The following is a 19,128-nucleotide window of genomic DNA, read 5'->3' on the forward strand; positions in this document are numbered from 1 at the left end:
AGAGCCTTGACTGCATGGTGCCGTTCCGGCTTCAATTCGACAACGCGATACTTATCGGGTTTTCGGATATACATTCGGGGGAGGGCTATGAAGGCACGTGCCGCGATTCATCGAGACTTCCGCATCTCGCGCATCGACGACCGCCTCTATTCCGCCTTCATCGAGCATATGGGACGTGCGATCTATTCCGGGATCTACGAGCCCGGCCACCCACATGCCGACCACCGCGGGTTTCGGCAGGACGTTCTGGGGCTGGTGCGGGATCTCGACGTTCCGGCAATCCGCTATCCGGGCGGTAACTTCGTCTCGGCCTATGACTGGAAGGATGGTATCGGCCCCAAGACCGAGAGGCCGGTGCGTCTGGACCTTGCGTGGAGGTCGCGGGAGACCAACCAGGTCGGCATCAACGAATTCGCCGAATGGGCCGGAGAAGCCGGAATCGAGATGATGCTGGCGGTCAACCTGGGCACCGGCACGTTGCAGGACGCACGCGAATTCATGGAGTACGTCAATCACCCGTCCGGCACCACGTGGTCCGACCTTCGCCGGTCGCACGGGGTGGAGCAGCCGTACGGCGTGAAGATGTGGTGCCTGGGTAACGAGATGGACGGCCCATGGCAGATCGGGCACCGCACGGCCCGAGACTACGGACGCGTCGCGAACCAGACCGCGAAGGCGCTGAAGGCTCTCGATCCGTCGATCGAGACGATCGTGTGCGGGTCCTCCAACGACGAGATGCCGACCTACCCGGATTGGGAGCGCGAAGTTCTGGAGGAATGCTACGAGAACGTCGACTATATCTCTCTGCACAAGTACTTCGGCAACAACAGCCGGGACACCCTGAACTACTTCGGAAAGATCGAGCAGACCGGCCGCTACATCCAGGCGATCGCAGGGACGATCGACCACGTGAAGGCGAAGAAGCGGGCGAAGAACGACATCTTCATCTGCTTCGACGAGTGGAACGTGTGGTATCACAGCCGCGCCGAAGACAAGGCCCGGGTGAAGGCGTGGGACTGGCCGGAGGCGCCATCCCTCCTCGAAGAGACCTACAACTTCGAGGATGCGCTGTTCGTCGCCGGGCTACTGAACGAGTTCATCCGTCGATCGGACCGGGTAAAGATCGCGTGTATCGCTCAGCTGGTGAACGTGATCGCGCCGATCCGCGCGGAACGTGGTGGACCGGCGTGGCGGCAGACGATCTACTGGCCCTATCAGATGGCCAGCCTCTACGGCCGAGGAGACGCGCTGGCGGTGCAGGTGGATGCGCCCCGGTACGACTGCCGGGTCGCCGATGACGTCTCGTATCTCGACATCGCGGTGACGCACGATGCCGCGGCGGGGATGCTCACCATTTTCGCGCTGAACCGGCATCTGACCGAAGCAGCGGACCTCGACGTCGAGATGGCAGGCTTCAACGCGCGCCGCGTGGCGCTGCATCGGGTGATGGAAGGACACGACTTGCAGGCTACGAATTCGGCCGAAGCCCCTGACCGCATCGCTCCTGCCGATGGCTCGGGCGCGGCACTGGACGACGGCCGCCTTCGCGCGCGGCTGGGACCGCTGTCATACCACGTGATCCGCCTTGAGCTGGAGGAGGTGGCAGGCAGCGGCTGACTGCGGCCGGGCCGGGAGGAAACGTGGCCCCGCCGTCATTGTAGCAAGGGAGGAAGAGATGATTACCGCAATGAACCGTAGAATGGTGCTGAGAGGCGTGGCGCCCGCGCTAGCCTTTGCCGCCACCATCGCCGGCACGGCCGCCGCACAGGACGCGATCCGCGTCATCAGCCATCGGCAGCCGGCGCTCGAATACTACACCCAGCAGATGGTCGAGGCGCTGCCCGAGGGCAGGGTGACGACGGAGCTGATGCCGATCGACAAGGAACTGGAGCTGGCATCGATCACCATGTCGTCGGAGTCGGACGCGATCGACGTGCTCTACCTGAACGACGCGTCGTTCCAGCGCTTCGCCGCCAACGGATGGCTGGAGCCGCTCGACGACCTGTGGGAGAAGTACAGGGAGGAGTACGACCTCGACGACTTCCCCCAATCGGTGATCGATTCCGTCACGTATGACGGCCACATCTACTCCATGCCGATCCTGACCAACACCGAGCTGTTCTTCTACCGCAAGGACCTTCTGGAAGAGGCGGGCATCGAGCCGCCCGAGACGATGGAAGAGTACAAGGCGGCCGCGGCCGAACTCGACAGTGCGCGGACGGCCGGAACGATCATGTCGCTCAAGCCCGTGGACGCGGCCTTGAACGAGGCGCACTGGTACATGAACTCGATCGGAGATGGCTGGTTCGACGAGGAATGGCGGCCGATCTTCAACAACGCCGCCGGCGTCGAGGCGATCACCAAGCTGAAGGAGATGACGGAGCACGCGCCCCGCGGCTTCACATCTCACGCCAACGACGAATCCACGATCAACCTGCAGCAGGGGCTGGCGGCCATGGGCCTTCAGTGGTTCACCCGCGCTGCGGCGATGGACGATCCCGAACAGTCCCGCGTGGTCGACCAGATCGACTGGGTCGCCCCTCCGGGCGGCGGTGCGCGCATCGCGAATGACGGCTTCGCGATTTCAAGGTTCTCGTCCGGCGACAAGGAGGAAATGTTCCGCATGATGGCAGAGGCTGCCAGCCGGGAAAGCATGCGAGAAGGGGCGCAATACGCGATGCCGCCGCGCCTCTCGATCCTCGAAGATCCGGCGCTGGCCGAACAGTATCGCTGGTATCCTGCAGCCCGCGCCGCGCTTGAAGGCGGCAAGGCCTTCCCCGCGATGCCCGACTTCCTCGACGTGGGCGAGATCGTGACCCGCCACATCCTGCGCGCCGTCACCGGCGAGGCCGAGGTTCAGGCGGCGCTCGATCAGGCCGCTGCCGAGACCGAGGAGCTTCTCGCCTCGCGCGGCTACTACGACGAATGAGCGTGGCGGCCCGCGGGCGTTCCGCGGGCCGCTCTCCGGTTCACACAAGGAGATCCGACAATGGTACGCTGGCAGCGCGGCCTCTGGCTATTCTTCGTGCCGAGTTTCGGGTTGTTGGCCGTGGTCCTGCTGTGGCCGCTGGGCTACGCGATCTACCTGAGCTTCTTCGACTATTACCTCGGCTCGAATGTGCGCAGCTTCATCGGGCTGGGCAATTACGTGGACCTGCTCACCGAACAGCGTCTGTGGCGATCGATGTGGACGACCATCGTGATCGCCTTCGGCTCGGTCGGGCTGGAATTCGTCGTGGGGTTCGCATTGGCCCTGGCGCTTTACCGGCTGAACAGCAGTGCGCGGGTCTTCTCGGTCCTGCTGTTCCTGCCGCATATCGTGACCCCGGTCGTGGCGGCGCTTTTCCTGAAGTGGATGCTGGCTGCGAACTGGGGCTTCGTGGACGCCACGCTGCTGACCTTCGGCATCACGCCGCCCGACTGGTTGGGCGATCCGTTCTGGGCGAAGATCAGCGTCATCCTCGCCGATGCGTGGATCTTCACGCCGCTCATCATGATGGTGCTCTATGCGGGCCTCCAGGGACTGGATGAGTCCCTCATCGAGGCGGCGCAGATCGACGGCGCAAGCAATTGGCGGATCCTGCGTCACGTGATCATCCCGGCGCTGATCCCGGCGATCATCTTCACCATTTCGGTCCGGTTGATGGACGTCTTTCGCTTCTTCGACATCATCTACGTGCTGACCGGCGGCGGGCCCGGCACCGCGACCGAGACGATCACCATCTATACCTACCAGCTTGGCTTCCGGATGCTTCAGGTCGGCAAGGCCTCGGCGCTTGGCGTCATCACCCTGGTGATCGTCGCGGCACTTCTGCTGACCATCAACCGGCTTCTGAACAGCATCTACCGGGGAGGGGACCGATGACCGTCGCGGATTCACCGAAACGTCGTCAACGCGAGACCTACCTGATCTTCATCGCCCTTTGCATCTTCACCTTCATCAATCTGATGCCGTTGATCTGGGCGGTTCTGACCTCGCTGAAGGACCCAAGGGACGCCTTCACCATCCCGCCGACGATCATCTTCGAGCCGACGCTCGAGTATCACCGTCAGGTCTGGTTCGAGAACGACTTCTTTCGCTACCTGAAGAACAGCCTGATCGTGTCGGCGGGGACCGTCTTCATCTCGGTCCCTTTCGGGTGCCTTGCCGCCTATGCCCTGTCGCGCATCCCGCGCCGAAGCGCCGGCCCGATCCTGAGCGCGCTTTTCACCATCCGCATGTTTCCCCACATGCTGCTGGCGATCCCGTTCTTCGTGATGGGCACGTTTCTGAACCTGATCGACAGCTACGTTCTTTTGATCCTGGCCCTGGTGGCGATCAATCAGCCGTTCACGATCTGGCTCATGCACGGCTTCTTCCTCGAGATTCCGCGCGACCTGGACGAGGCGGCGGCTATCGACGGCTGCACGAGCTGGCAAGCCTTCCGCATCGTGATCCTGCCCTTGGCCCGCCCCGGCATGACCGTTGCGGCGTTGTTCAGCCTTCTTCTGTCCTACAACGAATTCCTCTTCGCGCTGGTCCTGACCGGCACCGATACCAAGACGCTTCCCGTGGCCATTGCCTCCTTCGGGGGCGAGGACATCTCGGCCTGGTCGCTTTCTGCCGCGGGTGCGATCGGGATCATGTTGCCGATCGTGATCGTGATGCTGGTCCTGCAACGCCACCTCGTGCGCGGTCTGACGGCCGGGGCGGTCAAGGGATGAGCAGGCTGAACTCCAACGAGACGAAGGTGTAGGACATGGCTCCACTGGCTATCCGACGCGCGACCAAGTCCTTCGGCGGCTTCGAGGTCCTGCATGGCATCGACATCGACATCGAAGACGGCGAGTTCGTCGTCCTCGTCGGACCCTCGGGTTGCGGGAAGTCGACCCTTCTGCGCCTGATCGCGGGCCTCGAGGACATCACGACGGGCGAAATCCTGATCGACGACAAGGAGGTCAGCCGACTGCATCCCAAGGACCGCGACATCGCCATGGTGTTCCAGTCCTACGCGCTCTACCCGCACATGAGCGTGGCCGAGAACATGGGCTTCTCGCTCCGGATGCGCGACGTCAAGCCGCCGGAGCGCGACCGCAAGGTTCAAGCCGCGGCCGAGATCCTGGGACTTACCCCGTTGCTGGACCGATACCCGCGCCAGTTGTCTGGCGGGCAGCGCCAGCGCGTCGCCATGGGGCGCGCCATCGTGCGCGATCCCAAGGTCTTCCTGTTCGACGAACCGCTCTCGAACCTGGATGCCAAGCTGCGGGTGCAGATGCGGGCCGAGATCCGCGTGCTGCACAAGAAGCTGAAGACCACGATCGTGTATGTCACGCACGACCAGATCGAAGCCATGACCATGGCCGACAAGATCGTGGTCCTGCGCGACGGCCACGTGGAACAGATCGGCTCGCCCCTGGAACTGTACGACACGCCGGCCAACGCCTTCGTCGGCGGGTTCATCGGCTCGCCCGCCATGAACATGCTGAACGGGCGCATCGGCGAGGGCGGACGGTCGTTCGTCACAGACAACGGGGCCGAACTGCCTCTTGCAGCGCCGCCGCGCATCGAACCTGGCCGAGCGACCATCATGGGTCTGCGCCCCGAGGACATCGAGATAGACGAGGCGGGTTTCCCCGCGCAGGTGCAACTGATCGAACCGACGGGTGCCGATATCCACGTCAACCTGGAGGTTTCGGGCGACGTGTTGACGGCAGTGTTCCACGAACGCCTTGGCCTGAGCGAAGGGCAATCCGTCCGCCTGAGCATTCCTGTGGACAAGGTGCACTTCTTCGATCCCGACAGCGGCGACAGGATCGTCGGCTGATCGGGCTATCCGCAACGATGCCTCACAAGGGAAAGCGAACTGAGACGCAGGAGGATGTCTTCCGCCCGCTCCGCTGGCGCTGCAGATTGCTTCGGCAGAGGGCAGCGGTCCGGCCTTCCACATTCTTTCCTGATGCAGCATGACTCGGCACCGCGAAGCAAGGCGCTGTCACGTCGGTGCGGCAAGGATGGCATGACTCATGGATGATCGACGTTTCCTATCCCGGCTCGTCCTGTCTGCGCTGGCGGCGGCAGTCGTCGGGATCGCGTGGCAGGCCGGACCGAGTATCATCGAGAGCATGCTGACGCCGCCGCCCCAGCCACGGCAGGTCGACCCGCGGCCCGATCTTCCTTCGGATGAGCGGTCGGTCATCGAGACCTTTCAGGCGGCGCGCGAAAGCGTCGTGTTCATCACCACGTCCTCGCGCGTCATCGACCCCTGGAGCCGCCGCTCCACCGAGGTGCCCCGCGGAACCGGATCGGGCTTCGTCTGGGACGCGCAGGGACATGTCATAACGAACAACCACGTGATCGCCGGTGCGGACGGTGCCTTGGTGCAGCTGGCAGATGGCGAGACCTACCAGGCTCGACTGGTCGGCACCGATCCTGCCCATGATCTCGCCGTGCTCAGGATCGAAGGCGGCGACGCGCCGCCTCTCCTGCTCGGACGCAGCGCGGACATCCAGGTCGGACAGAAGGTGCTGGCGATCGGCAATCCGTTCGGGCTCGACTGGACATTGACCACGGGCGTCGTCTCGGCCCTGGACCGTGAGTTCCCCGGAGAAGGTCGCCGAACGCTCCGCGGATTGATCCAGACCGATGCGGCGATCAATCCCGGTAATTCCGGCGGGCCGCTCCTCGACAGCGCGGGTCGGCTGATCGGGGTGAACACCGCGATCTTCAGCCCGTCGGGGGGCAGCGCGGGCATCGGCTTCGCCGTTCCGGTGGACGTGGTGAATCGGGTGGTGCCGCAACTGATCGAACACGGTCGCTATACTCCGCCGGCACTGGGGATAGACTACGACCAGCGGATCAATGAACTGGCGCGCCGCCAAGGGCTGGCGGGGGTCGTGGTGCTGGGCGTCGTTCCCGGCTCGGGCGCGGAAAGAGCGGGCCTCGAGCCGGCGAGGTTCACTGCCGACGGCCGCCTCGTTCCGGGCGACATCGTCGTCGGGGTAGGGGGAAGCCCTGTCGTGACCAGCGAGGATCTCCTGGTCGCTCTCGACACGCACGAGCCCGGCGACCAGGTCGAGATCGAGTTGCTGCGCAATGGTCGGCAGCACAGCGTGACAGTCGCTCTGGAAGGTCCTGCCTAGGAGGTGGGGGAGGTGCCTCCTGTCACGAAGGCCGGCTTCTCGCGCCCGGAACCGATCCGGGACAGCCGCGTTTCACAGTGTCGATTTTCGGCATGGGAGGATGAAAAAGTGAAACGTGTAACGATGAACATGCTTTTGGCCAGCTGCGCGGTTTTCGGATTCGGGGCGTCGATGGCGTTCGCTGATTGCGCGGAGGAAATCAGCGCACTTCAGGCTGATGGTGGCATGAGCGCGGAAACCGGCGCATCAGATACGGGCCGGACCGGCATTGCCAAGGACGGCACGCTTGCTCCGCTCGAGGAGCCCAATGCTACCGAGGCTGAGGGCGCCGCCGCTGGAGGCGATGTCGCCACAACAACTTCCGCCGGCGAAGAGCCTGCCGATCAAGATGCATCGGCCGGTGGCGGGGGCGACAACGACATCGCCAAGGATGGCACCCAGGCGCCCCTGGCGGAAGATGGCACTGCCGCCGAAGGAAACGGCACCGGGATGGACGAGGACTCGGCAATCGCCGTTTCGCAGCAGGACGCTGAAGCTCAACAGGATCTCGCGTCCGGCGCGAACGACGGGATCCGTGTCGAGGCCCTGGAACGCGCGCAAGCCGCCCTTGATCGCGGTGACGAAGACGCGTGCTTGCAGGCGGTCGAAGAGGCGCGCGGCGCCTGATTCAAGGCGCGTATGACTGCTTGATGGCAGCCCCTCCTCGCGGCGTTTGTGGCATCACGCCACAACGGCGCGAGTTCATGGCGGTGTGACCGCTCAGCCGACGAGCGATGCGCCGTCCGGTGATATGCAGCTAAATTGGCCGCACGCTGCCCCTCCGTGTCTGAGAAGCCAGTGAACCCGCGTGTGCAGCGCGATCCAGCCTTCGATCAACGAGCGGTGACGTGTCTGATCTCGGTTGGTTGAGCGACGCCCAAGGGGCGCACGAACGTGATCGTGCCATCTCTCAACGGATTTCATGGCAGCCTCGCGGCAACCGGATGGAGGACAGGATATGGACCTACCTGCAAAGGGTGGTTGCCGCTGCGGCCGTCTGCGGTTCGAGATCACGGCTCCGCCGCTGTTGACGAACGCCTGCCATTGCCGGGGATGCCAAAAGATGACGGGCGGCCCGTTCTCGCTGTCGATCGCAATCCCGGCATCGGACTTTCGTCTTGTCGCAGGTGAAGACGGTCCGGGTGGCGTCGACCACAGCTTTGGGCACCGTTTCTGCATGAATTGCCTGAGCTGGGTCTTCACGCGCCCGCCGGGCGTGGAGGCATCGGTGAATGCGCGGACGACCATGCTGGACAACGTGCCTGCAGAGCCTCCATTCGTGGAAACCTGCGCGGCGGAGCGATTGGGGTGGGTTCATACCGGGGCGCGGCATTCTGCCCCGGCTTTCCCGGAAGCTGAGCAATGGGGCGAGCTGGTCGAGGCTTTCGCTGCATCGCGAGTATGAGGCTTGCCGCGGTGAAGAAGGAGATGAAGGGCCACCCGGCGACGCATGGGATGATCAAGACACTTCGATTGGCGTGCCCCCTGATCGGCTTCGGCGCAGAACTACTCGTACTTGGGGAACCGATCTGGCTGCTTGCGATTGCCTTCGAACAAGTCTGGAGAAGGATGATGCTTTCCTCTTTTCTGATGGGACTCATCGGCGGCCAACGCGCAATGACACCTCTTGCCGCAGTGGCTGTCGCCGCTGCGACCAATCGATTGCGCTCGGACAACGGCGCGCCTCATTTCCTCTCGCACCCGCTCATAACTGCCGGAGCGGTGGCTTTCGCGATCGCCGAAATGGCTGGTGATAAGCAGAAGACAGCACCGGATCGCATCGTGCCGATCGGCATCACCGCTCGTGTCATCACCTCGGCTATTGCGGGAGCATCGCTTGCGACGCGTCGGCAGCGGTGGCTCGGTGCCGCGGTTGGTGGTGCTACGGCCGGAATTGCATCCTATCCGGGCTGGCGCACGCGGGTCAGGGCAATGGAATATGCCGGCCAGACGTCGACCGGCTTCCTCGAGGACGCGGCCGTGTTGGCCGGCGCCACAGCGATCATCAAGGAACACTCGTCACGCGAACCGCGATGACGCGGATTTATCCTCTGGATGCCGGATGCATTGCGCAGGACAGCCGTCGTTGTAGGGATGCTTGAGTGCCTTGGCGCGCCATTGGCAGTTCATGCGAAGTGTCCTGTCCGGAACGACCTGTGCGGCCGGCCACGATTGGATGAGCAAGCCGCGCCGAGCTGAGGAACGCGATCGACCCGCCAATTGTCATGCATCGTTCTTCATCTCCTCGAATTCCGAACGACATGCTTCACCAGCCGCGCCAGGGCCCGGTGAAGGGCGACGCGCACTGCGCCGGCAGTCATGCCATAGCGGGCGCTCGCTTCGTCCGCGCTGTCACCCAACAGCTTGATCGCGCGGACAATACCTGCGGATTTCACATCGAGCTGCGACAAGAGCATTTCCACATCGAGCGCAACCTCCGGACTGACGACGTTCGGATCGGCGATCTGGAGCGTCTTGTCCTCGGTGGAAATGAAAAAGTGCCGCGGCCTTCGCCGGAACGCATCCACAGTCTTGTACCGAGCGATCGCATAGAGCCACGGCGCCACCGGATCACCCGTTCGCAATGTGTGCCGTTTTTCATGTACGGCGATCAGTGTTTCCTGAAGAATATCCTTGCATTCGTCTCGCGAGCCCCGATGCCGCGCTACGATGACGCCCCAGAGGACGGGAGATATTTCCCTCAGGAACTGAGAATAGGCAATGTCGTCGCCGCAATTCGCGCGTCGAAGCAGGTCAGCCCATCTGGCGTCGCGACTGCGTGTCATGCCCATCCTTCGTCTGGAAGCGTGGGAGTGTTACACGGATTTCGCCTGTATAACGGGCTTGTGATGCGGGGTTCTAAGCAGCTCCAACCTTGGCGCGGCCGAACCTCACATCGGCGTGAGCGTGGTAATGGACGTCGTCGCCTTTCCGAAGTGGCTGAGGCACGCTGTCAATAGTGGCGGCGGCAAACCCGCAAAGCGATGCGCCATGATACCTCTCAGGATAATTCTTCCCGCCGCACTCGTCCTCGTCCTCGCGACGCAGCAATCCGCAGTCGCGATGCCGGGCGACCAACTCCGGTCCGCCGTTGGCCACTACCTGCTTACCGCGGGCGTAGGCGAGCCCGATCTGTCCCGGCTCTCCACCGGCGAACTTACGCGCCTCATCTTCATTTTCGAAGATGGTGCGTCCCAAGGCAACAAGCGGTTGCTCGCCCGGACGTATCTTCGCCAGATTGGTGGCTGATCTTCGTTGGGAACAATCTGGAATCACGACACTCATGCGGAGGCAACCGCAATAGGTACAGTGGGTATGTCGATCCCGTAGTTACCGAAGCCCACGGCGTGGCGATTCAGAAAGGCCGCGCCGTGTCCCCGCCGGCAACTTGATGCCCGCAAGACCCTGGAGCGAACGCCCCTGCGACTTCGATGTGTGGACAAACCTGCCGCAGCAAGATCGATCGAGAACCGAGCGAGCAACCCGCCCGCCCTACGGCCCCAAATCAGCCCGTGAGCAGGTGGGTGAGCGCCCGGAGCAGTTCGACGGTGTCGTAGGGTTTTTTCACCAACGGTGCATCCCGGAAGGCCGGTTCTTCCCCGTGCTTGGCGGTGTACCCAGTGACGACGACGAAGGGAATGTTCTGCTCGCGCAAGGCAGTGGCGACCGGCGCCGACGACTCGCCGTTGAGGTTCATGTCGAGCGTGACGACATCGGGGCGTTCAGCACCGAGCACGGCGAGTGCGCGCTCGACGTTGCGGACCGGCTGGAGGACCTCGTACCCTTGATCCTCGAGCAACATCTCGAGATCCATCGCCAACAGCATTTCATCCTCGACGATGAGCACGCGACGCCCCGCCAGCGCTCGCGGGTTCTCAGTGGCTGCGATGGTCACTCTCCTTACGTGACGGGGAATACTATCTCTGCCGTCAAACCCTTCGGAGTGAAGCGAAGTTCCGCCGTGCCCTCGAGTTCGTAGGTGCAGGCGCGCTCGATCAGCCTCGTGCCGAACCCGCGGGGGACTTCATTCGCAACCGGCGGGCCTCCGCATTCTGCCCACGTCAGGCGGATCTGGCGCTGCTCGTCCTCCCCTTCCGCGTCCCAGGTGACGCGGAGTTCACCCTCCGCGGTCGAGAGGGCGCCGTATTTCGACGCATTGGTCGCGAGCTCGTGCAGGATGAGCGCAAGGCCGAGGCCCTGTTTCGGCGTCAGCTGCGTCGCCGGGCCGTTGTCGACCTGGTCGATCGACCCGTCCCGGCCGTAGGGCGAGAGCGTGGACCGGATCAGCGTCGCGAGATCGGCGGATTGCCAGTTCGTCGCGAGCAACTGGTCGTGGGCGTGCGCCAGGGCCTGGATGCGGCCGACGAACCGGTCCCGGTATTGCTCGGTCGTCATGCTCGACGCACATGGCTGCCGCGCGAGCGCCTGAACCACCGTCAGCGTGTTCTTCACCCTGTGGCTCAGCTCGTGTGTGAGCAGTCGGTGCTGATCTTCCGCCTCCTTGCGGTCCGAGATGTCGCGGAACAGCACGCCGAGGCGGTGATCGTCCGCGGCGCCGATGGGGAAGGCGTAGGTTTCATAGTGGCGGTTCAGGGGGGCCGCGGGCGCGTCGAACCGTTCGGGCTTGCCGGTGCGGACGATGTGACCGTAGATTTCGATCCAATGATGCTCGAGATCGGGCACAAGCTCGTGCGCGGTTCGGCCTACGGCGTTCTCCAGCCCCGTCTGTCGCGCGAAGGCGTCGTTGACCTCGATGAACCTGTAGTCGATCGGCGCGCCCTCGGCCGTGAAGATGATCTCGATGATGCCGAAGCCCTCGTCGATCGAATTGAACAGCGTCTGGTACCGGTGCTGGCTTTCAACGAGCTGCTGCTCGGCCTTGAGGCGCGAGGTGATGTCGACGAAGGTCACGACGACACCGTCGATCCGGTCCTCGACCGTGCGGTAGGGCCGGATGCGCATCATGAAGCAGCGCCCGTCCTTGGCCTGCACCTCGGTTTCGAGCGGCGAGAGATCCCGCAACACCCGACGCGCGTCCTTTTCGAGGTCGTCGTAACGCAGCCGGTGCGTGAAATCGGTGAAATTGCGCCCCGCGTCCATCTCGGTGACGTTGAAGAGATCGCCGATCGGCGGCGTGAACATCCGTATCCGCAGCTTGGCGTCGAGGAACAGCGTGCCGATCTCGGTCGCCGCGGTCAGGTTCTGAAGGTCGCTATGGGCGGTCGAGATGCTCTCGAGCTTGATCTTCAGCTCGGTGTTCACGGTCTGGAGCTCTTCGTTCATCGACTGGAGCTCTTCCTTCGATGTCTCGAGCTCTTCCGACGTGGCGCGGTATTCCTCGTTGATGGATTGCAGCTCTTCGTTCGCGGCGCGCAGATCCTCGATCGCCGCCTCGTGCTCGCCCCGGCTTGCCACGAGCGACTCCTGCGCGGCCTTCAGTTCCGCATGCAGGCGGCGCACCTCGTCGTCCCGGACCTCGCCCGGATCGACGTCGTCGTCCGGCGCGGACAGCGCCGGGCCGGCATCGAGGAAAAGCACCATTGCCTGCCCGACAGCCCCTTCGCGCACCGGCACGGGGGCGATCTGCATCGCGATGCGGCGCTTCTCGCCGTCGACGGCGATCGGCGTGGGGTGTGTCATCGTGGCCATCCGGCTCTGCAGCGCGCGGTCCAGCCCCACCTTCAGGTCGAGGCGCAGCTCGGGCCGCACCACCTCGGACAGCTTGCCCGAGAAGGTGCCGGCGGAATGCTGGATGAACCGGCCGGCATTGGGCGACAGGTGCAGGATCTGCTGGTTCGCGTCGACCAGCACGCTGGGTGGCGCAACCTTTTCGAGCGCCTCGGCGTGCTGTTCCAGCGGCGCGGGGTGGCGGTCGCGATGGAGTTCCGGCGCGGGCGCCGGCTGCCGTTGCGAAAGCTCTGCGGTGCCCTGTGGAAGCGTGGGCATGTGCCGCCGCGCCCGGGGAAGGGTCCGGAAGATTCGCGCCTCGCGGTCGAAGCTCGAGAAGAACTCGCTGGAGTCCGCCGTTTCCGCCGATCCGAGGAACAGGGCGCCATTCGGCTTCAAGCCGTAGTGGAACAGGCTCAGAAGCTGCTCCTGCAGCGTTCGCTCCATGTAGATCAGCATGTTGCGGCAGGCGACCAGGTCGAGGCGCATGAAGGGCGGGTCCTTCAGCACGCTGTGGGACGCGAAGAGGACCGTGTCCCGCAGCTCCTTGCGGACCCGGTAATGCGTGCCCTCGTCGATGAAGAACCGCTCGAGCCGCTCCATCGACACGTCGGCTTCGATCGAGCGAGGATAGCGTCCCTCGCGCGCCGTGCCGAGCGCACCCTCGTCCAGGTCGCTGGCGAAGATCTGGATCGGCATCTTCAGCCGGCGCCGCTCGGCCTCTTCCAGCATCAGCATCGCGAGGCTGTAGGCCTCTTCGCCGGTCGCGCATCCCGCCGACCAGGCGCGGACCCCTTCATCGCCCGCCTCTTCGATGAGCGGCCCGATGACCTTCGCCGCCAGCGCCTCGTAGGCGCCCTCGTCGCGGAAGAACTGGGTGACCGAGATCAGCAGGTCGCCGAAAAGCTCCTGGGCCTCCTCGGGCGTGCCGAGGACGAACTTGGAATACTCGGCAAGGCTGGTCACTCCGCAGACCTGCATGCGCCGCAGCACCCGGCGCATCACGGTCGCGCGCTTGTAGCTCGAGAAGTCGTGGCCCGTGCGGGCGCGCAGGATGCCGATGATCCGGCGCAGGTCGTTCGACGCGCCTTCCTCGTCGAGCGACCGCACCGCCCCCTTGCTTTTTGCCACGTCCACGATGTGCTCGGCCAGGCGGTCGAGCGGGGCGATGAAGCTGACGACGCCGGTGGCGATGGCGTTCTGCGGCATCGCGCTGAACTCGGCCTCGGCGGGGTCCTGCGCCAGGACAAGGCCGCCGCCTTCGTGGATGGACCTGACCCCGTTCGCCCCGTCCGAGCCGGCGCCGCTGAGGACCACGGCCATGCCATCGCCGCGCGCCGCCGCGATCGAGCGAAAGAGGACATCGACCGGCGCCCGGCGGCCCCGCGGCTCGGTGAATTCGCGGGCGTGGACGTTGTCGCCCTCGATCACCAACTCGCGGTCGGGCGGGATCACGTAGATGCAGTTCGCCCGCAGCTCGGGCGTGTCAGTGACCTGGTGGACGTCCATCGTCGTGCAGGCCGAGAGGATCTCGGCCATGGAGCTGGGATGCTCGGGCGCCAGGTGAACGATGACGATATAGGCCAGTCCCAGATCGTCCGGCAGTTGCCGAAACAGGCTGCGGAGCGCGTGAACGCCGCCAGCGGAAGCGCCGATGGCACAGATCGGGACGGGACCATTCTTCGGCTGACAGCTCGTATCGTTGGCCACGGCAGCTTTTCCTCCTGAAGGAATGCTGCACTGAACCACATTTCTACCAGAAGAAACATGGGTGTGAGGCTGTATACTGTCTGCGGGCATGACTGCGACCAGCTCGCCCATGCCCGCGCGTCTGATGCATCGGAGAGGCCGGCGGACAGAGTTCGTCCGCCGGCGCGTCAATTCAATGCGTCACCGACCGCCATGGCCGTAATCGGCGGCGTCCATCGTGGCGTCGAGCGCAGCAAATGTGCCCGGGCTTGGATTGAGTGCGCTGGCTGCGGTCTCCTCCGCGAACTCCATCTGAAGGCGGACGCCATAGCCGTCGCTCATGCCGAGAAGCGTCTGCCGGATCTCTGCGGGCGCATCGGCATAGTCCCCCGTGCCGCCGGTCACGGCGCGGACGATCTCGACATCCGTCTCCGCCAGTTCCGGCCCCTGGGTGATCAGAAGCTCGCCGCCGTCGAACACGATGATCTGCCGGGTGACGACCACCGTGCCGGCCACGGTGCGGAAGCCGTCGCCGACATAGTAGCCGTCGCAGGTCCAGGTGCCGATGACCTTGTCCGGGAAGGCCGGGGTGCCGTCCGGGTTGGTCCCCTCGACCCCGCCGTCGAGCGTGCCGGCGGGGTAGACGTAGCCTTGGGTGACGAAGGCGTTGCCGTAGGCCGGCATGCCGTCCTCGAAGACCGGCGCGTCGCCGTAGACGAAGCGGCTGAGATCCTCGGCCACGTCGAAGGCGGTATGCGCGCCGCCGGCAATGGCTGCGGCCGGGACCGTGGCGAGCAAAGCGGCGAGGATCAGGTGGGTCGGTTTCATTCTGTAATTCCTTTTGGGGTTCAGGAGGGGTCGCCGCTCAGCGCATGTGCTGGATGAGGGACCATGGGTCGGAGAAGCGGGTGTCGTGCGAAGATGCGGCATGGCGGGTCAGGCCGATATCGGCGAGCAGGTGGTCGCTGGGTGCCAGCAGAGTTCCGTGCAGCGACGGGTTGGGTCGCCGCCTGGGCCATGGGTTCAGCACCCACATGGCAGCGCGGGCGCCTGTGGGAGCCACAACGCGTGCAGCAGTCTGGTCGGTCGGCATATCGGGCTTCCTTCGTTCGGGGGATGTCATGCCGCCGCCATCCCGGCGGCGCGGCGGGCGAAGAGCTGGGCAAGCGGGCTTTCGTGCCGGACCTCGACGCGCTCGTTCGCCAGGGCGGCGGCAAGGTTGGCCTGGCCCGAGCGGAACGCGGCCTCGATCAGCGTCAGGTCGATGACGTCGCGCTGCGCATGGCTGCCGCCGAAGCGATGCGCGACGGACCGGATCGGGCGCAGCAGCGCCGTGGTCCGGGCGTAGTCGCCGTCGCCGAAGGCAAGGATGGCGCGGGCGACGGCGTGGCCGACGTCGCGGGTGAAGCCCGCGTTGTCGTCGTCGCGCGCCATCGCCTCGGCCTGCGCCTCGATCACGGCTGTCGCCGCATCGCGCCGGCCGGCGCCGACGAAGGCCATCACCGCATGGGTGTCGTTGAAGGCGTAGCTGCCGGTCGCCGCGGCCGCCTCCCATCCCTGGGCAACCGTCTGCCAGCGGTCGCCGACATCGACGCCGCGCAGGTGCAGCCGCCAGAGCAGCGCCGAAGCGTCGACCATGTCGAGAACGACGCCCGAGCGTCCGCCCTCCATCTCGCCGTCGAAGAGGGCGAGCACGGCGTCGTAATCGCCGATGTCGTGATGGTAGAGGGCGAGGTGCCACCAGTTGTGGACCTGGAAGAAGCTGTCGGTCGCCCAGGCGGCGGGGTTCGCGCGCATCCAGGCGATGCCGTCTTCCTGCCGGCTCTGCATCTCCAGCACATGGGCCACCGCGTGCTGCGACCAGCCATCCCGCGGCTCGAGCTCGACGCCGCGCCGCCCCTCGGCCTCGGCGCGGCCGTAGGCGCCGGTCTCCTCCAGCCCGAAGGCATGCATGCCGAGGACCGAGTGGAAGCCAGGCACGCCCTCGTCCCAGGAGGGCAGGGCGCGGGCGATGCGGTCGCGCAGCATCCGGCTGTGGCCCGTGAAGAAGTCGATCTGGTGCCCGCCCAGTAGCGCCAGCGCATCACGCGGGGCGTCGATCGTCACATCCTCGAGCACCCGCCCGGCCTGCTGCCAGCGTCCGTCGATCAGGTGGCCGATCGCCGCGACGTGGCCGCGTTCGCGTGCGGTGCCGGCCGCAGCGGCGGCGGCGGCGTGGGCGGCGCGTGCGACCGGCAGGGCCGATGGTTCGGTGCCGAGCAGATGCAGCCACGCCTTCAACGCATGCGCCATGGCAAAGCCCGGCGCCGCCTCGATCGCGGCGTCGACCTGTGCCACCGGGTCGCCGCGGTAGCATTGCAGGTCGGCGACCGCCGCCTCGTACGGGACCAGCGCGGCGGCGGTGGCCCCCGTGACGTCGAGCCCGCGGATGTCCTTGAGTGTCATGTCGTCGTTCTTCCTCTGGGTTCGGGCCGCGGTCGGCCCATTGGCGTTCACATCGGAAGGCGTGAGAACGCGCCCCACGTCGTGAGGAAGCTTCCCTTACGTCAGGATGCGCCGTAGAGTGCCGCATTCGACTGTGATCGAGGGGGGCCCGGACGCATGAACGGCACGACTCCCATACAGTCCGGCCTGCCGGTCATCGCCGTCATGCCGCTCGTCAGCCGCGGCGATGCCTGGCTTTCGGACCCCGTCCTGCAGGGCCTGCACGAGGATATCTGCGGCGCGTTGAGCCGGTTCCGCTCCCTCGCGGTGATCTCGCCGCACTCCGCGCTGGCGGTGGCGGGATGCGACGATGGCGAGGTGGGCCGGCGGCTGGGTGCCAGCCACGTCCTGCGCGGCCGGATCACGGGGGGCGATGGCGGGCTGCACCTGACCGCCAGCCTCGTCGCCACAGCCCAGGCGCAGCAGCTTTGGAGCGATCAGATCGAGCTGCCCTCGGACGACCCCTTCGCGCTACGCGACGAAGTCGTGGCACGCGTCGCCGCGAGCCTGCACGCGCGGCTCGACGAGGTTGCCCGGTCCGAGGTCCGGCGCAGCGTGGCGGTGCCGGCGCATAACGGGCTGGTGCTGCACGGGCTTGCGCTGATGCGAGACGGGACGCGCGAGGCGGACGATGCGGCCCGCGCGATCTTCGAGGACGTGCTCGGTCGCGACCCCTCCAACGCCCGCGCCCATGCCGGGATCGCGCTCAGCTGGTTCAACGAGTGGAGCTGCCAATTCTGGGACCGCTTCGACGAGAACAGCAGGCTCGCCTACCACCACGCGCACCGGGCGCTCGACCTCGACGACGGCGACGCCATGGTCCACCTCGTCATCGCCAAGGTGCAGCTTTTCCGCCGCGCCTTCGAGAGCGCGTCGTGGTATCTCGACAGGGCGGTGGCGCTTTGCCCCAACGATGCCGATCTGCTGGTGCAGGCGGCGCTCTGCGAGATTTATCTCGGCCGCCCGGAGGCGGGCGTCGCGCATGTCGCGCGTGCAATGCGGCTGCACCCCTACCACCCGAACGGCTATTTCGGCATCGCCGCGCTGGCGCATTTCCTCGCGCGCGATCTCGACACGGCGCTGGCAATGGGGGCGAAGGCGGACCGACTGCCCTTCGTCGACGCCTCGGGCTTCTCCGCCTCGGCGCTGGCCCATGCCGACCGCCTAGACGAGGCGCGGCAGGCGCTGGCGCAGTTCCATGCCGACTTCGCCGAGAAGATCGCCTTTGGCGCGCCGGTGCCGCCCGGAGAGCCCATTCGCTGGTTCCTGAAGGTGAACCCGTTCCGCAGGCCGGAGGACGCCGCTTACGTCGCCGCCGGCCTTGAGCGCCTGGGCGAGACGATGGCGCCCGCTCCGATGCGGATCGAGGTGCCGGGGGCGGCGCGGCTGCTGCGGGCGCAGATCGGCTGGGTCGCGGACTTCGCCGGCCAGCGTGTCGCATTCCCGGACCTCAAGGGGTTGTACGACCTGCGCCGCCTGCTCGAGCGGCCGGGAGAGGAGGTGCATTGCCTCGACCTGGCCGATCGCGCCGAGACCACGTACGGCGCCGACGCTGCGCTCGACGACCGTGCCCGCGCCGACCTGAAGGCCCGCGTGCGGGAACTTGGCGAGGAATTGGCAGAGGCCGAGGACATGAACGACATCGGCCGGGCCGAGCGGGCGCGGTCCGAGATGGACGCCATCGTCGACGCCCTGTCCAGCGCCCTCGGACTTGGCGGGCGCGGCCGCCGGCTGGGCGACCTGGCTGAACGCGCCCGAACGACGGTGACGTGGCGCCTGCGCTACGCGCTGCGCAAGGTCGAGGCGGCGCATCCAGCGCTCGGCCGTCACCTCGCCGCAAGCGTCCGCACCGGCGTCTTCTGCGTCTATCTGCCGGAGACGCCGATCGCCTGGAGCTTCGACGAACCGGCGGCAGCCGTCCCGGCCTGACCGTCGCGGGAGCCGAGCACCCGCTCCATCAGGCTCGCCTAGAACAAGCTGCCGTCGTCGACGCCCTGGCACGCTGAACTGCTGCCGGTTTCGTGGACACGAAGATAAGATCGTGACCATGGAACTGGAGAGTGGACATGACGAGACGGAAGTTCCGCCGCGAGTTCAAGATCGAGCCTGTGAAGCTGGTGACGGAGCGGG

The 19,128-nt window shown here is 65.7% G+C and carries 17 protein-coding genes; 10 read left to right on the forward strand and 7 right to left on the reverse strand.

What is annotated here, in order from left to right; all coding sequences use genetic code 11:
* The first annotated feature begins 87 nt into the window (after positions 1–87).
* The 9 genes from arfA to PAM7066_RS16915 all read left to right on the forward strand — a co-directional run bounded on the left by arfA (position 88) and on the right by PAM7066_RS16915 (position 9,195).
* Positions 88–1,617, forward strand: coding sequence for an arabinosylfuranosidase ArfA (gene arfA / locus PAM7066_RS16875; protein ID WP_085855393.1), 1,530 nt, complete (start codon positions 88–90; stop codon positions 1,615–1,617).
* A 58-nt stretch (positions 1,618–1,675) separates the two neighbouring features.
* On the forward strand, positions 1,676–2,929 hold the full coding sequence (locus tag PAM7066_RS16880; protein ID WP_085855394.1) for an extracellular solute-binding protein: 1,254 nt from the start codon (positions 1,676–1,678) through the stop codon (positions 2,927–2,929).
* Positions 2,930–2,989: 60 nt separating this feature from the next.
* Positions 2,990–3,865, forward strand: coding sequence for a carbohydrate ABC transporter permease (locus PAM7066_RS16885; protein ID WP_085855395.1), 876 nt, complete (start codon positions 2,990–2,992; stop codon positions 3,863–3,865).
* Complete coding sequence (locus tag PAM7066_RS16890; protein ID WP_085855396.1) at positions 3,862–4,704, forward strand: carbohydrate ABC transporter permease; 843 nt, start codon at positions 3,862–3,864, stop codon at positions 4,702–4,704. Before PAM7066_RS16885 ends, PAM7066_RS16890 begins: the two co-directional genes overlap by 4 nt.
* A 35-nt stretch (positions 4,705–4,739) precedes the next feature.
* A complete protein-coding gene (locus tag PAM7066_RS16895; RefSeq protein ID WP_085855397.1) occupies positions 4,740–5,804 on the forward strand; it encodes an ABC transporter ATP-binding protein in 1,065 nt (354 codons plus the stop codon).
* Positions 5,805–6,003: 199 nt separating this feature from the next.
* Positions 6,004–7,119 (forward strand): S1C family serine protease, encoded by a 1,116-nt coding sequence (locus PAM7066_RS16900; protein ID WP_085855398.1) that lies wholly within the window; start codon positions 6,004–6,006, stop codon positions 7,117–7,119.
* 108 nt (positions 7,120–7,227) lie between these two features.
* On the forward strand, positions 7,228–7,785 hold the full coding sequence (locus tag PAM7066_RS16905; protein WP_139215043.1) for a hypothetical protein: 558 nt from the start codon (positions 7,228–7,230) through the stop codon (positions 7,783–7,785).
* 331 nt (positions 7,786–8,116) lie between these two features.
* Positions 8,117–8,563 (forward strand): GFA family protein, encoded by a 447-nt coding sequence (locus tag PAM7066_RS16910; protein WP_085855400.1) that lies wholly within the window; start codon positions 8,117–8,119, stop codon positions 8,561–8,563.
* Complete coding sequence (locus PAM7066_RS16915; protein ID WP_217808391.1) at positions 8,560–9,195, forward strand: DUF4126 family protein; 636 nt, start codon at positions 8,560–8,562, stop codon at positions 9,193–9,195. The genes PAM7066_RS16910 and PAM7066_RS16915 overlap by 4 nt, the downstream gene beginning before the upstream one ends.
* A gap of 200 nt (positions 9,196–9,395) precedes the next feature.
* On the opposite strand, the gene PAM7066_RS16920 is transcribed toward PAM7066_RS16915, so the two are convergent.
* The 7 genes from PAM7066_RS16920 to PAM7066_RS16950 all read right to left on the reverse strand — a co-directional run bounded on the left by PAM7066_RS16920 (position 9,396) and on the right by PAM7066_RS16950 (position 16,959).
* Positions 9,396–9,944, reverse strand: a complete 549-nt coding sequence (locus PAM7066_RS16920; protein ID WP_175484710.1) for a sigma factor — start codon at positions 9,942–9,944, stop codon at positions 9,396–9,398.
* 73 nt (positions 9,945–10,017) lie between these two features.
* A complete protein-coding gene (locus PAM7066_RS18740) occupies positions 10,018–10,443 on the reverse strand; it encodes a hypothetical protein (protein ID WP_139215044.1) in 426 nt (141 codons plus the stop codon).
* Between the two features lie 220 nt (positions 10,444–10,663).
* Positions 10,664–11,053 carry a response regulator gene (locus PAM7066_RS16930; RefSeq protein ID WP_217639994.1) on the reverse strand — a complete coding sequence of 130 codons (390 nt, stop codon included), beginning with the start codon at positions 11,051–11,053 and terminating at the stop codon, positions 10,664–10,666.
* Between the two features lie 5 nt (positions 11,054–11,058).
* Entirely contained in the window at positions 11,059–14,535 is a 3,477-nt protein-coding gene (locus PAM7066_RS16935) for a chemotaxis protein CheB (protein WP_085855403.1), read from the reverse strand.
* A gap of 180 nt (positions 14,536–14,715) precedes the next feature.
* Positions 14,716–15,342, reverse strand: a complete 627-nt coding sequence (locus PAM7066_RS16940; protein WP_085855404.1) for a hypothetical protein — start codon at positions 15,340–15,342, stop codon at positions 14,716–14,718.
* A 37-nt stretch (positions 15,343–15,379) separates the two neighbouring features.
* On the reverse strand, positions 15,380–15,607 hold the full coding sequence (locus PAM7066_RS16945) for a hypothetical protein (RefSeq protein WP_085855405.1): 228 nt from the start codon (positions 15,605–15,607) through the stop codon (positions 15,380–15,382).
* Between the two features lie 26 nt (positions 15,608–15,633).
* Positions 15,634–16,959 (reverse strand): tetratricopeptide repeat protein, encoded by a 1,326-nt coding sequence (locus PAM7066_RS16950; RefSeq protein ID WP_085855406.1) that lies wholly within the window; start codon positions 16,957–16,959, stop codon positions 15,634–15,636.
* 156 nt (positions 16,960–17,115) lie between these two features.
* Between PAM7066_RS16950 and PAM7066_RS16955 the strand changes: the two genes are divergently transcribed.
* Positions 17,116–18,927, forward strand: coding sequence for a hypothetical protein (locus PAM7066_RS16955; protein WP_085855407.1), 1,812 nt, complete (start codon positions 17,116–17,118; stop codon positions 18,925–18,927).
* Positions 18,928–19,128 lie beyond the last annotated feature (201 nt).

Source organism: Palleronia marisminoris, from assembly GCF_900172315.1.
Taxonomy (GTDB): domain Bacteria; phylum Pseudomonadota; class Alphaproteobacteria; order Rhodobacterales; family Rhodobacteraceae; genus Palleronia; species Palleronia marisminoris.

What these genes read in the sequence shown, in the direction of transcription:
- PAM7066_RS16900 (WP_085855398.1), top strand. Translation starts at nt 6,004, where the DNA reads ATGGATGATCGACGTTTCCTATCCCGGCTCGTCCTGTCTGCGCTGGCG.
- PAM7066_RS16885 (WP_085855395.1), top strand. Translation starts at nt 2,990, where the DNA reads ATGGTACGCTGGCAGCGCGGCCTCTGGCTATTCTTCGTGCCGAGTTTC.
- PAM7066_RS16955 (WP_085855407.1), top strand. Translation starts at nt 17,116, where the DNA reads ATGAACGGCACGACTCCCATACAGTCCGGCCTGCCGGTCATCGCCGTC.
- arfA (WP_085855393.1), top strand. Translation starts at nt 88, where the DNA reads ATGAAGGCACGTGCCGCGATTCATCGAGACTTCCGCATCTCGCGCATC.
- PAM7066_RS16920 (WP_175484710.1), bottom strand. Translation starts at nt 9,944, where the DNA reads ATGACACGCAGTCGCGACGCCAGATGGGCTGACCTGCTTCGACGCGCG.
- PAM7066_RS16915 (WP_217808391.1), top strand. Translation starts at nt 8,560, where the DNA reads ATGAGGCTTGCCGCGGTGAAGAAGGAGATGAAGGGCCACCCGGCGACG.
- PAM7066_RS16940 (WP_085855404.1), bottom strand. Translation starts at nt 15,342, where the DNA reads ATGAAACCGACCCACCTGATCCTCGCCGCTTTGCTCGCCACGGTCCCG.
- PAM7066_RS18740 (WP_139215044.1), bottom strand. Translation starts at nt 10,443, where the DNA reads ATGAGTGTCGTGATTCCAGATTGTTCCCAACGAAGATCAGCCACCAAT.
- PAM7066_RS16910 (WP_085855400.1), top strand. Translation starts at nt 8,117, where the DNA reads ATGGACCTACCTGCAAAGGGTGGTTGCCGCTGCGGCCGTCTGCGGTTC.
- PAM7066_RS16950 (WP_085855406.1), bottom strand. Translation starts at nt 16,959, where the DNA reads ATGACACTCAAGGACATCCGCGGGCTCGACGTCACGGGGGCCACCGCC.
- PAM7066_RS16880 (WP_085855394.1), top strand. Translation starts at nt 1,676, where the DNA reads ATGATTACCGCAATGAACCGTAGAATGGTGCTGAGAGGCGTGGCGCCC.
- PAM7066_RS16890 (WP_085855396.1), top strand. Translation starts at nt 3,862, where the DNA reads ATGACCGTCGCGGATTCACCGAAACGTCGTCAACGCGAGACCTACCTG.
- PAM7066_RS16895 (WP_085855397.1), top strand. Translation starts at nt 4,740, where the DNA reads ATGGCTCCACTGGCTATCCGACGCGCGACCAAGTCCTTCGGCGGCTTC.
- PAM7066_RS16945 (WP_085855405.1), bottom strand. Translation starts at nt 15,607, where the DNA reads ATGCCGACCGACCAGACTGCTGCACGCGTTGTGGCTCCCACAGGCGCC.